At 49.3% G+C, this 12,594-nt stretch carries 14 protein-coding genes and 1 riboswitch; of the genes, 10 read left to right on the plus strand and 4 right to left on the minus strand.

From position 1 onward, the window contains the following. Nucleotides 1-26: 26 nt before the first annotated feature. The 3 genes from proQ (at nt 27) to htpX (ending at nt 3,855) form a co-directional block, all read left to right on the plus strand. Nucleotides 27-713, plus strand: a complete 687-nt coding sequence (gene proQ / locus OGX95_RS21035; RefSeq protein WP_286630863.1) for an RNA chaperone ProQ — start codon at nt 27-29, stop codon at nt 711-713. Between the two features lie 19 nt (nt 714-732). Further along, nucleotides 733-2,781: a carboxy terminal-processing peptidase gene (prc, locus tag OGX95_RS21040; RefSeq protein WP_286630864.1), complete on the plus strand. Its 2,049-nt coding sequence runs from the start codon at nt 733-735 to the stop codon at nt 2,779-2,781. Nucleotides 2,782-2,973: 192 nt separating this feature from the next. Continuing rightward, complete coding sequence (htpX, locus tag OGX95_RS21045) at nt 2,974-3,855, plus strand: protease HtpX (protein WP_286630865.1); 882 nt, start codon at nt 2,974-2,976, stop codon at nt 3,853-3,855. 47 nt (nt 3,856-3,902) lie between these two features. On the opposite strand, the gene OGX95_RS21050 is transcribed toward htpX, so the two are convergent. Continuing rightward, entirely contained in the window at nt 3,903-5,276 is a 1,374-nt protein-coding gene (locus tag OGX95_RS21050; RefSeq protein ID WP_286630866.1) for an MFS transporter, read from the minus strand. Between the two features lie 175 nt (nt 5,277-5,451). On the opposite strand from OGX95_RS21050, the gene kdgR reads away from it, so the two are divergent. Beyond that, the gene (kdgR, locus tag OGX95_RS21055) at nt 5,452-6,243 is read left to right on the plus strand and encodes a DNA-binding transcriptional regulator KdgR (RefSeq protein ID WP_005120190.1); all 792 of its coding nucleotides are present in this window, start codon (nt 5,452-5,454) and stop codon (nt 6,241-6,243) included. A gap of 105 nt (nt 6,244-6,348) precedes the next feature. On the opposite strand, the gene OGX95_RS21060 is transcribed toward kdgR, so the two are convergent. Beyond that, on the minus strand, nt 6,349-6,588 hold the full coding sequence (locus OGX95_RS21060; RefSeq protein WP_286630867.1) for a YobH family protein: 240 nt from the start codon (nt 6,586-6,588) through the stop codon (nt 6,349-6,351). A gap of 164 nt (nt 6,589-6,752) precedes the next feature. Here OGX95_RS21060 and mgrB point away from each other — a divergent pair, with 164 nt between their 5' ends. The 6 genes from mgrB to rlmA all read left to right on the plus strand — a co-directional run bounded on the left by mgrB (nt 6,753) and on the right by rlmA (nt 11,112). After that, the gene (gene mgrB / locus OGX95_RS21065; protein WP_003034977.1) at nt 6,753-6,896 is read left to right on the plus strand and encodes a PhoP/PhoQ regulatory lipoprotein MgrB; all 144 of its coding nucleotides are present in this window, start codon (nt 6,753-6,755) and stop codon (nt 6,894-6,896) included. Nucleotides 6,897-6,970: 74 nt separating this feature from the next. Continuing rightward, a complete protein-coding gene (locus tag OGX95_RS21070; protein ID WP_286630868.1) occupies nt 6,971-7,255 on the plus strand; it encodes a YebO family protein in 285 nt (94 codons plus the stop codon). A 653-nt stretch (nt 7,256-7,908) separates the two neighbouring features. Next, nucleotides 7,909-8,052 carry a DUF2627 domain-containing protein gene (locus tag OGX95_RS21075; RefSeq protein ID WP_003034983.1) on the plus strand — a complete coding sequence of 48 codons (144 nt, stop codon included), beginning with the start codon at nt 7,909-7,911 and terminating at the stop codon, nt 8,050-8,052. A gap of 12 nt (nt 8,053-8,064) precedes the next feature. Next, nucleotides 8,065-8,274, plus strand: a complete 210-nt coding sequence (gene cspE, locus OGX95_RS21080) for a transcription antiterminator/RNA stability regulator CspE (protein ID WP_001062678.1) — start codon at nt 8,065-8,067, stop codon at nt 8,272-8,274. Nucleotides 8,275-8,493: 219 nt separating this feature from the next. Further along, nucleotides 8,494-10,239 (plus strand): peptidoglycan DD-transpeptidase FtsI2/PBP3(PARA), encoded by a 1,746-nt coding sequence (ftsI2, locus tag OGX95_RS21085; RefSeq protein WP_286630869.1) that lies wholly within the window; start codon nt 8,494-8,496, stop codon nt 10,237-10,239. A gap of 63 nt (nt 10,240-10,302) precedes the next feature. Then, nucleotides 10,303-11,112 (plus strand): 23S rRNA (guanine(745)-N(1))-methyltransferase, encoded by an 810-nt coding sequence (rlmA, locus tag OGX95_RS21090; RefSeq protein ID WP_286630870.1) that lies wholly within the window; start codon nt 10,303-10,305, stop codon nt 11,110-11,112. Here the strand turns inward: rlmA and mntP are convergent. Together mntP and OGX95_RS21100 are read right to left on the minus strand one after the other, a co-directional pair. Next, entirely contained in the window at nt 11,109-11,675 is a 567-nt protein-coding gene (gene mntP, locus OGX95_RS21095) for a manganese efflux pump MntP (protein ID WP_286630871.1), read from the minus strand. The genes rlmA and mntP overlap by 4 nt on opposite strands. Nucleotides 11,676-11,806: 131 nt before the next feature. Then, a riboswitch (yybP-ykoY riboswitch) is annotated at nt 11,807-11,910 on the minus strand. Between the two features lie 197 nt (nt 11,911-12,107). Then, entirely contained in the window at nt 12,108-12,566 is a 459-nt protein-coding gene (locus tag OGX95_RS21100) for a DUF986 family protein (RefSeq protein ID WP_286630872.1), read from the minus strand. Nucleotides 12,567-12,594 lie beyond the last annotated feature (28 nt).

Raw genomic sequence — 12,594 nt, forward strand, 5'->3', positions numbered from 1 at the left:
TACGTCCGTTGTAATCAGGAAATTTCATGGAAAATCAACCTAAGTTGAATAGCAGTAAAGAAGTCATCGCGTTTCTGGCCGAACGCTTCCCGCAGTGTTTTAGTGCGGAAGGCGAAGCGCGCCCGCTGAAAATTGGCATTTTTCAGGATTTGGTAGAGCGTGTTGAGGGCGAAATGAACCTCAGTAAAACACAGCTCCGTTCGGCCTTACGTCTCTATACATCAAGCTGGCGTTATCTGTACGGCGTTAAGCTGGGCGCAACGCGTGTCGACCTCGACGGTAACCCATGTGGTGAGCTGGATGAGCAACACGTTGAACATGCGCGTAAACAGCTTGAAGAAGCGAAAGCCCGCGTTCAGGCGCAACGTGCAGAGCAACAGGCGAAAAAACGCGAAGCGGCAGCCGCTGCTGGTGAAAAAGAAGACGCACCGCGTCGTGAACGTAAGCCGCGCCCGGCACCGCGTCGTAAAGAGGGTGCTGAGCGTAAACCTCGCGTTGAAAAACCAGTTGCAAAAGCACCGCGTGCTCCTCGTGAAGAACAGCATACCCCAGTATCTGATATTTCAGTGCTGACGGTAGGGCAGTCTCTGAAGGTGAAAGCAGGCAACAATGCGATGGATGCCACCGTATTAGAAATCACCAAAGATGGCGTCCGTGTACAGCTGAATTCGGGTATGTCTTTGATTGTACGCGCAGAACACCTGGTGTTCTGAAACGGAGGCCAGGCCTGGCATGAACACTTTTTTTAGGCTTACTGCGTTAGCTGGTCTGCTTGCATTTGCAGGCCAGGCACTCGCTGTGGAAGACATCACGCGTGCCGATCAACTCCCCGTTTTAAAGGAAGAAACCCAGCATGCGACGGTGAGTGAACGTGTGACATCACGCTTTACGCGTTCACATTATCGCCAATTCGATCTGGATCAGGCGTTTTCGGCGAAAATTTTTGACCGCTATCTGAATCTGCTCGACTACAGCCATAACGTGCTGTTGGCGAGCGATATTGAGCAGTTTGCCAAAAAGAAAACCGTCCTGGGTGATGAACTGCGTACCGGCAAACTCGATGTCTTTTACGATCTCTATAATCTGGCGCAGAAGCGCCGGTTTGAACGTTACCAGTACGCATTAAGCGTACTGGCACGTCCAATGGATTTCACAGGTAACGACAATTTTAACCTTGATCGGAGTAAAGCTCCGTGGCCGAAGAGCGAAGCAGAGCTGAACGCGCTGTGGGACGGCAAGGTTAAATTTGACGAACTCAGCCTGAAGTTGACGGGTAAAACCGACGCTGAAATCCGTGAAACACTGACACGTCGTTACAAATTCGCCATCCGCCGGTTGGCACAGACAAACAGTGAAGATGTGTTCTCACTGGCGATGACCGCGTTTGCACGCGAAATCGATCCGCATACTAACTATCTGTCTCCACGTAATACTGAGCAGTTCAATACTGAAATGAGCCTGTCTCTGGAAGGTATTGGCGCGGTTCTGCAAATGGATGATGACTACACCGTCATTAACTCCATGGTTGCAGGTGGCCCGGCAGCCAAGAGCAAAGCGATAAGCGTTGGCGATCGTATTGTTGGCGTCGGTCAGACCGGTAAAGGCATGGTGGATGTGATTGGCTGGCGTCTGGATGATGTTGTCGCGCTGATCAAAGGACCAAAAGGCAGCAAGGTTCGCCTTGAGATCCTGCCGGCAGGTAAGGGCACCAAGACACGTACCGTTACGCTGACGCGTGAGCGTATTCGCCTGGAAGACCGTGCCGTTAAAATGTCGGTGAAAACCGTTGGCAAAGAAAAAGTTGGTGTTCTGGATATTCCGGGTTTTTATGTTGGCCTGACAGATGATGTCAAAGTTCAACTGCAGAAACTGGAAAAACAGAATGTCAGCAGCGTGATTATCGATCTGCGCACCAACGGTGGTGGAGCACTGACCGAAGCCGTATCGCTTTCTGGTCTGTTTATACCTTCTGGTCCGGTGGTTCAGGTTCGCGACAACAACGGTAAAGTGCGTGAAGACAGCGATACCGATGGCGTTGTTTACTACAAAGGCCCGCTGGTCGTGCTGGTTGACCGCTTCAGTGCCTCGGCATCAGAGATTTTTGCCGCGGCGATGCAGGATTACGGCCGTGCACTGATTGTCGGTGAACCGACGTTTGGTAAGGGCACCGTACAGCAGTATCGTTCTCTGAATCGTATTTACGATCAGATGCTGCGTCCTGAATGGCCGGCACTGGGTTCTGTTCAGTACACCATTCAGAAGTTCTACCGCGTTAATGGTGGCAGCACGCAGCGTAAGGGCGTAACGCCGGATATCATCATGCCGACAGGTAATGAAGAAACCGAAACCGGTGAGAAGTTCGAAGATAACGCGCTGCCGTGGGACAGCATTGATGCTGCAACCTACACCAAGTCCGATAACCTGACGCCGTTTGGACCGGAATTGCTGAAAGAGCACAATGCGCGTATTGCGAACGATCCTGAGTTTCAGTACATCATGAAAGATATTGCGCGTTTCAACGCGATGAAGGATAAGCGCAACATCGCCTCTTTGAATTACGCCCAGCGTGAGAAAGAGAATAACGAAGATGACGCAATGCGTCTGGCACGTATCAACGATCGGTTTAAGCGAGAAGGTAAGCCGTTGCTGAAGAAACTGGACGATCTGCCGAAGGATTACCAGGAGCCAGATCCGTATCTGGATGAAACGGTGAAAATCGCGCTCGACCTGGCGCATCTTGAAAAAGAAAAGCCAGCGGAACAGCCCGCGACCAGTCAATAACGTCAAACAGGCACAAGAAATTGTGCCTGTTTTTTTAACAAACGCATGAAGTCGTCAGTCTGATTCGTTAAAATGTAAAGTTGTGTCTTTCTGGTGACTTAGCACCTATGCATGCTTGAAAATAGCCGTAAGACCCATACGATATGGGTAATCGCATAGTGCGTTTTGTTAAATTGAGGTTAAAAGAAAATTATGATGCGAATCGCGCTCTTCCTGCTGACGAACCTGGCTGTGATGGTCGTTTTCGGGCTGGTATTGAGCCTGACAGGGATCCAGTCAAGCAGCGTTCAAGGCTTGTTAATTATGGCACTGCTGTTTGGTTTTGGTGGTTCCTTCATTTCGCTGCTGATGTCCAAATGGATGGCGTTAAAGTCCGTTGGTGGAGAAGTTATTGAGCAGCCGCGTAATGAGAGAGAACGCTGGCTGGTGAATACGGTAGCGATACAGGCTCGTCAGGCCGGGATCGCTATGCCACAGGTGGCTATTTACCATGCGCCGGATATTAACGCGTTTGCTACCGGCGCACGCCGGGATGCTTCGCTGGTAGCCGTTAGTACTGGCCTGCTGCAAAACATGAGCCCGGATGAAGCTGAAGCTGTTATTGCGCATGAAATTAGCCACATTGCCAATGGCGATATGGTTACCATGACGCTGATTCAGGGGGTAGTGAACACCTTTGTTATCTTCATTTCGCGTATTCTTGCGCAGATTGCCGCTGGTTTTATGGGCGGGAACCGCGATGAAGGGGAGGAAAGTAACGGCAATCCATTAATCTATTTTGCCGTGGCGACGGTCCTGGAGCTGGTGTTTGGTATTCTGGCGAGCATTATTACCATGTGGTTCTCACGCCATCGTGAATTCCATGCGGATGCAGGTTCTGCAAAACTGGTTGGTCGTGAGAAGATGATTGCCGCATTGCAGCGTCTGAAAACCAGTTATGAGCCGCAGGAAGCGACCAGCATGATGGCGTTCTGCATCAACGGTAAATCCAAATCGTTGAGTGAGCTGTTTATGACTCACCCACCGTTGGATAAACGTATTGAAGCGCTGCGTAGTGGTGAATACCTGAAGTAATCCGTGGTAAACGAAAAAGCAAAAGCGCGTCGAAAGGCGCGCTTTTTTTATGCATTAATCCGGGGCTGGGTTATACGTAATCCGCTAACAATTGCCGCAACAGTTGCCAGGATGCCCGCAGTAATCAGCGAGACGTGCGTGCCGCTGTCGCCAAACTGGTTTAGCATCAATGCAACCAGCGCTGCCCCGGTACTTTGTCCAAGCAAGCGTGCCGTTCCCAGCATCCCGCTCGCACCGCCACTGCGTTCACGTGGTGCGGAGGTGATGATGGTGTGATTATTCGGTGACTGGAACAAGCCAAAACCCGCACCGCATAAAATCATCGGCCAGATGATATTAAAATCAGAAGGTGCGGTAGGCAGTAGCACCAGCGAAAATAACCCGCTTGCCATGACGGCCATCCCCAGCGCACCTAAAAGACCCGCATGAACGCGTTCAATCAGATAACCAGCCAGCGGCGCCATGACCATGGTTGCGAGCGGCCACGGGGTCAGTAGTAACCCTGTTTCGACTTCGCTACGATCCAGTACGGTTTGTAAAAAGAAGGGCAAGGAAACCATCGCCAGCATTTGCGCGCTGAATGAACATATCGACGTACAAATTGAGAGTGAAAAAAGGGGGATCCGTAGCAGATCAACCGGTAGTAACGGTACTGGCAGTGCGAGCTGACGACGGATAAAAAAGAAACCTACCACGATGAGGCCTACGAGCTCAGCACCAATTAACGTAAGTGATTGCCCTTGTGCAAAACCGCTAAGTGCGGTGATTAGCAAACCAAACGTTAGCGCATTCATCACCGCGCTGGGCAGATCAAAACGTGGCTTATTGCTACGCGGTGTATTAGGTGGCAGGAAGCGCATGGCCAGCAGCAACGCGATAATTCCCAGTGGGACGTTAATCAGAAACAACCATTTCCACGAGGCAATAGAGAGGATCGTTGCTGCAATAGTCGGGCCTGCTGCTGAGGAAACCGCCACGATAAAGGAGTTGATCCCCATGCCTCGACCAAGCTGACGCTGCGGATAAATCAAGCGAATGAGTGCTGTATTCACGCTCATCAATGCCGCTCCGCCGAAACCCTGAGCCACACGCGCCAGTGTTAGCATGTGCAGCGAATCGGAAAGGGCACAGAAAAGTGATGCGAGCAGAAATACCACCAGTCCGCACTTGTATATGCGTCGGTAGCCAAACATATCACCCAAAAATGAGAGTGACAGGAGTGATACGACAATTGCGATTTGGTAGGCGTTAACGACCCAGATTGAGCTGGCCGCGGAGGCCTGAAGATCGGTGGCAATCGTCGGCAGGGCAACGTTAGCAATTGCGCCGTCCAGTACAGCCATAGAGATGCCAATAACAATGGTTAAAATTGCACCGTACCGCTGGGGCAATGGCAGGCCATCAGCCTGATTTTTTTCCATAGGAAGTCAATTTTGTCGGAAATTATGATGAGAATAATAATTTTAGCATTGATATTCAGGCGTTAGGTCGCAGATTTGTAACTAAGTGAGCAAAGACAGATTGCGACGGCTGGTACGTGAAATTATAATAAAAACCGGTTCTGATTTTTATAAAACACTCGCAATGAGGTGGTAAATGGCTATCGCAGATCTGGATAAACAACCCGATTCTGTATCTTCCGTGCTGAAGGTTTTTGGCATCCTGCAGGCGCTGGGTGAAGAGCGCGAAATTGGTATTACCGAATTGTCACAACGCGTCATGATGTCGAAAAGCACCGTTTACCGCTTTTTGCAGACCATGAAAACGCTGGGTTATGTGGCACAAGAAGGCGAGTCTGAGAAATATTCCCTGACCCTGAAACTATTTGAGCTGGGCGCGCGTGCATTACAGAACGTTGATCTGATCCGTAGCGCTGACATCCAGATGCGCGAGCTTTCGCGTTTGACCAAAGAAACGGTACATCTCGGTGCGCTGGATGAAGACAGCATTGTCTACATCCATAAAATCGACTCGATGTACAATTTGCGCATGTATTCCCGTGTAGGTCGTCGTAATCCGCTGTACAGTACCGCCATTGGTAAAGTGCTGCTGGCATGGCGTGACCGCGATGAAGTGAAACAAATTCTGGATGGTATTGAGTACAAACGCAGTACCGATCGTACAATCACGAACACCGATGAATTGCTGGTATTGCTGGACAAAGTCCGTGAGCAGGGCTACGGCGAAGACAACGAAGAGCAGGAAGAAGGACTGCGCTGCATTGGTGTACCGGTATTTGATCGTTTCGGTGTGGTTATTGCGGGTCTGAGTATCTCATTCCCGACGCTGCGTTTTTCTGAAGAACGTTTGCACGAATATGTCGAAATGCTGCACACCGCAGCGCGTAAGATTTCAGAGCAAATGGGTTATAACGATTACCCGTTCTGATTTTAACGCGTTGCGATATGCAAAAAACCCGATACAGCGTATCGGGTTTTTTACGACCTGACATCGTAGCCGGAGCAAATAACATACTGACTTTTTGCTGCTATATTAACCGTTATCGATAACTACGGTGCTTTTCCTCAACAGGGGACAATCTGACAGGCCAATGATGCCGCTTTGGGTATGGACGTATTGCGCGGTGCTGGTCCCGCGGGCGGTCAGATATTGACATTGCAGGCCCAGACCTGCTGCAGTCTCCTTACTTCCTATCAAAACGCCGTAGCCACTCAGTAATAAACCGATCCAAACCAGAGCGAGCAACACAATAGCGCGGATAATCAGACGCATTACAACCTCTTATCTTTTCTCGTTATTATTAGATTAGCCTGTACATGGGATGAAACAAGTGAATCATTCCTAAAAACATTTAATGCCGTTACAGTTAACTTAGGGTTTAGGTAACTCATGATAATTTATCAACATAAGCTGTAGATTCGGAGAGTGGAGTTGGAGTGAAAAAAATTCGATGGGTGGTCCTGATAGTTGTCGTGCTGGTATGCATACTGATGTGGGCGCAGGTGTTCAACATCATGTGCGATCAGGACGTACAATTTTTCAGCGGAATTTGCGCCATCAATAAATTTATTCCCTGGTAAGCGCATTTCAGTAACAGTTGATTACCTTCTTGTGCGGCAGTGGTAAACTACGCTGTCTACATTGAGGTGGTGAAATGAACGAAGTTTTGAATTCTGGCGCGTTGAGTTTTGCGTCTTTAGCGGTATCGGTGGTGGTTCTGGTCATCGGGCTTGTATTGTGGTTTTTCGTCAATCGGGCAAGTTCGCGTACTAACGAGCAGATTGAACTGCTTGAGGCGTTGTTGGATCAGCAAAAACGACAGAACGCATTGCTCCGTCGTCTTTGTGAAGCTAACGAACCGGAAAAAGCAGAAGAGCCTGCTGCGGTGCAAACTCAGGATGAAGATGATGACATCATTCGCCTGGTAGCCGAACGGTAGTAAACAGAAAGACAGGGTGAGAGTCTGTAGATGCTATTCTCAGATGCTTCATCCTGTCGTCAACGATATCAGATTATTTTCTTCTGCAACAATCCAGCAATTACTGCGCTGGCATACGTGGAACCTGCGTTTTTCCAGATGCTCTGACCAATTAATATCTTATCGCTGGTTCGACATAAATATAATTATCCATAGATTAATAATATGATTGTGTCATTTTTGTGATACCGATCGTTTTATTATCAGCGAAACGTTTCTCTTACTTTTTTTTGTGCATTGTCATCATTCTTTCATTATTTTGGTGCAAAACCAGAATGCTGATCTCATTTTTATGCTTGTGATATTTTATGCATTACTAAGCATAAAAAATGATATCTGGCAGAGGCCGTGACAGATAATCTGGAACAGTTCAACCTTATGAGCTATGGTAGAAAAGTCCTTGCTACGGCGCAGGCCAGCCGGGGCAAGGGGGAGAGGCGGGGATATATCTCTACCTGGTCTGGCGCATACTAGTCTGGCGCATAACTGTGCAGTTGTTGTTTGATGAACTGCGGGATTTGTGCGACCGATCGAGACACGTTTAAAAATGGCTTGCCATTATTAACGTTGTATGTGATAACACGGTTTGGGTTAAACGAGGTACAGTTCTGTTTATGTGTGGCATTTTCAGTAAAGAAGTCCTGAGTAAACACGTTGACGTTGAATACCGCTTCTCTGCCGAACCTTATATTAGTGCCTCAAGCAGTAATGTCTCAGTTTTATCTATGTTATGCCTGCGGGCGAAGAAAATACTCTAAGGAATTTTGCAAATGGCAAAGATTAAAGGTCAAGTTAAGTGGTTCAACGAGTCCAAAGGTTTTGGTTTCATTACTCCGGCTGATGGCAGCAAAGACGTGTTCGTACACTTCTCCGCTATCCAGGGTAACGGCTTCAAAACTCTGGCTGAAGGCCAGAACGTTGAGTTCGAAATTCAGGACGGCCAGAAAGGTCCGGCTGCTGTTAACGTAACAGCTATCTGATCGATACCACTGATTTGAAGCGCTCAGGCGCAACCAATTCAGATAAAAAGCCTCGCTTATGCGGGGCTTTTTAATTCAAATTACGTCAAAATATTTCTGAATGCCTCTCCATTAGTGCTTTGTTGCAAAGGCGTGATGTTCGTAGCATTGTTTTTCCCGCTTTCTCCCGGTAATTCCCGTTAAATCAGTCACCTGAAAAACTATCATGCTGGAGCCCCGGTGAAAAAGAAAAACGACGGCGATGCGCGCAATTTTACTCCCGTACGTTTTGCCCTGCTTTGTGTGGCAATATTGTTGAGTCTGGGATTGTTGCTTGGTCGGGTTGCGTGGTTACAAATCGTCACCCCAACAAATCTGGTCAAGCAGGAGGATATGCGTTCGTTACGTGAAGTCACCATCGCCTCACCGCGCGGGATGATTACCGACAGAGAAGGACGTCCCCTTGCAGTAAGCGTGCCGGTGAATGCAGTTTGGGCCGATCCCAAGACCATTATAAGCAAGGGGGGCGTGGGTTATAACGAGCGTTGGCAAGCACTGGCCAGAACCCTGCATCTGTCACTCAGTTCACTGGCGGAACGTGTAAACAGTAACCCTACCGGGCGTTTTATCTATCTGGCACGACAGATTTCCCCGCAGCAGGCAGAGTGGGTCGATGATCTTAATCTCCCGGGGATCAATCTGCGCGAAGAATCCCGCCGTTTCTATCCCGCAGGTCATGTGGCGGCGAATCTCATCGGCTTTACGAACATTGATGGACAAGGTATTGAAGGCCTGGAGAAAAGTTTCAACAGTCAGTTGATGGGGAAACCCGGCTCTCGCCTTGTGCGCAAAGACAAGTTCGGACATGTGATTGAAAATATAACGGAAGTGATGCCGGTCCCCGCGCACGAATTGCAGCTCAGTATTGATGAACGCCTGCAGACGGTGACTGAAGATGCGCTGGACAATGCCGTGACATGGAATAAAGCGGATTCTGGTGCGGCGGTGCTGATCAGTATTGCCACCGGTGAAATCCTGTCGATGGCGAGTTTTCCCGATTTTAACCCTAATAACCGCGAAGGCGCGGTACTGGATGATTTCCGCAACCGTGCCATTAGTGACACCTTTGAGCCTGGCTCAACCGTCAAACCATTAGTGATCATGACCGCTCTCCAGCAGGGGATTGTGCAGCCTGACAGCGTGATTGATACCCATCCCTTTAATGTTGATGGTCATCGTATCCGCGACGTCGGGTTTTACCCTGAGCTATCGCTTACCGGTATTTTGCAGAAATCGAGCGATACCGGTGTGTCGCACCTTTCGCTGGCAATGCCGGTACAGAAACTGCTGGATACCTATAAAAGCTTTGGCTTCGGTGATCCCACCGGCTTAGGTCTCACCGGAGAAAGTAGCGGCTTAATGCCTCAGCGACGTTACTGGAGCGATTTGGATCGCGCGACCTTTGCATTCGGTTACGGGTTAATGGTGACACCGCTCCAACTGGCACATGTCTATGCCACTATTGGCAGTTTTGGCGTCTACCGACCGCTTTCAATTACACGTATCGACCCACCGGTGATAGGAACCCGCGTAATGCCAGAAGCGCTGGTGCATCAGGTTGAACATATGATGGAGAGCGTTGCGCTGCCCGGCGGAGGTGGGACCAAGGCTGCGGTGAGGGATTATCGTGTTGCGGTGAAAACCGGGACGGCAAAAAAAATAGGCGATGACGGTAAGTACGTCGACAAATACGTGGCTTATACGGCAGGGGTTGCCCCTGCCAGTGATCCGAAATTCGCGCTGGTCGTGGTGATAAATAACCCACAAAACGGCGCTTACTACGGCGGTGCGGTATCGGCTCCGGTGTTCAGCCAGATCATGGGGGACGTCCTGCGTCTGGAAAATGTGAAACCCGACGGAATGCCAGCCGATTCTGACCATCTGCTGGTGATGCACGGCAGTAGCCAGACCTCGCCGTCGCTGTAAGTTATTTTCGCGGGGCGCGAATCGCGTTACACTTGCGCCCTTAAATCACCAGCCGGAGTTGTCATGTCGTTTTCCTGTCCCCTTTGTCATCAGCCTCTTACTCAAGCGAATAACAGTTTTGTGTGCCCTGGACGGCATCAGTTTGACGTGGCAAAAGAGGGGTATGTCAACCTGATGCCGGTTCAGCATAAGCGGTCGCGCGATCCGGGTGACAGTGCGGAAATGATGCAGGCTCGCCGGGCATTTCTGGATGCCGGGCACTATCAACCGCTGCGTGATGCGATTGTGAATGCGCTCAGCGAGAGGCTGGGAACAAGTGATGTGTCGATTCTGGATATCGGCTGTGGAGAAGGGTACTACACCCACGCTTTCGCGGATGCGATAGCGAATAGCTCGACCTTTGGTCTGGACGTTTCGAAAGTGGCGATTAAGGCTGCAGCCCGGCGCTATCCACAAGTGACTTTTTGCGTTGCCTCAAGTCATCGTCTGCCGTTTGCCGATGCGTCAATGGACGCCATCATCAGGATCTACGCACCTTGTAAAGCAGAAGAGCTGGCTCGTGTGGTTAAACCGGGTGGGGGGGTGATTACGGCCACGCCAGGCCCGCGGCATTTAATGGAGCTTAAGGGGCTGATTTATGATGAGGTGCGTCTGCATGCGGCACATACAGAGCAGCTTGACGGCTTTGTCCTGCAACAGCGTATTGCTCTGGGGTATCAGATGCAGCTCAATGGTAGTGAGGCGGTCTCATTACTGCAAATGACGCCTTTTGCCTGGCGAGCAAAACCGGAAGTCTGGGAGGCGCTGGCGAAGAAATCGGTATTTGACTGCCAGACAGACTTTAGTATTCATATCTGGCAGCGTGTAGATTAACCGTGAAAGTGTGCCCAGAGAATCTGGGCACCGATACCAATCAGGACTACCCCACCCAGAATTTCCGCGCGTTTGCCCAACATCGGGCCAATAAAACGTCCGATCATCATCCCGAGAGTAGACATAATTAATGTGGCGCAGCCTATAGCAAGCGCAGTCGCGATGATGTTCACCTGAAGAAAGGCCAGACCCACGCCGACGGCCATTGCATCGAGACTGGTGGCAATTGCGGTGGTAACCAGTAGCCAAAAACCGTGGCGGCGCTGTGGCTCTTCGTCTTCATCGCCATTGTCGCGGAAACCTTCGATTATCATTCGGCCACCTAAAAAGAAAAGCAGGATGAAGGCGATCCAGTGATTCCACTCCAACACGAATTTGCTGGCAAGCATGCCCATTCCCCAGCCAATCAGCGGCGTAAGGGTCTCGACTGCGCCAAAAATAAGGCCGGTACGCAGGGCTTCAGAGAATTTAGGTTTATGTAAGGTGGCGCCTTTGCCAATTGATGCTGCGAAAGCATCCATCGACATGCCGAAAGCGAGAAGAACAGTTGCAGTGATATTCATAACAGCGTCCTGACCGGGGTATTCCATAAAACACATCACTGCCCCCAGTAACTATGCACACTGAGCGGACCCACTGTCTATACAGAGCCATTCAAATATGCATTGCAGTTGATGTGCCTATGGTCTCGCCTGACTAAACGTGATGTTCAGTCCGTACGTGCCACGTTTTTCAACGAGTATGTTGACACGTACATTTCCGGAGTCTGGAAATCGGCTACTCCCCAACGACGGGCGCAACCTTAACATATTTTTGGAATATAAGACAAGAAACGCAGAAATATTATTTGACTTCTAAATGAAAACAATTTTCATTTAGATTTATTTATAGATAAAACGTTAAGTTAAATAGTATATGGGCGGAGGAATATAGCCTTAGCTATGTTTGTTTTTCACTGAGATATAAAAAAACATAGTTCGGGCTATATTTTTAACTTATTGGTTTGAAATGAGAAGTTTATATATCTTCTCCAGGTCGTCTATATTTCGTACGCGAATAAGCAATCGTCTCTGCTCTAATTGCATCACCAGCACACCATCTTCTGATAAATTCATCTCTTTAATCCGGTCATATTCGATCCAGACATTGGCGAAGAAAAAACCTTTTTGTTTGAAAATAATTTTGGGTGTACGGATCCAGAACAGATACAACCCCATTAACACCAGTGCACATAATAACCATGTGGTGAATTGTGCTCCGTGGCTGGTGATGTTGTTGTAGATCAGAATAACAATCAAGCCTATGAAGATAACGCTGTCGACTCGACTGCGTGGAAGCAGGGCAACAGTAAGTAGAGTGGGGCCATTACGGCGGGGCATGATGAACTGATCGTAAATGGCATACGCCAGCAGCGATAAGATAAAAAGAACCAGCACCAGGTCCGTGATAGTCATGAATCCTCAACCCTCTAAATAGAAAAAA

Source organism: Citrobacter sp. Cu233 (assembly GCF_030332225.1).
Lineage (GTDB): Bacteria > Pseudomonadota > Gammaproteobacteria > Enterobacterales > Enterobacteriaceae > Citrobacter.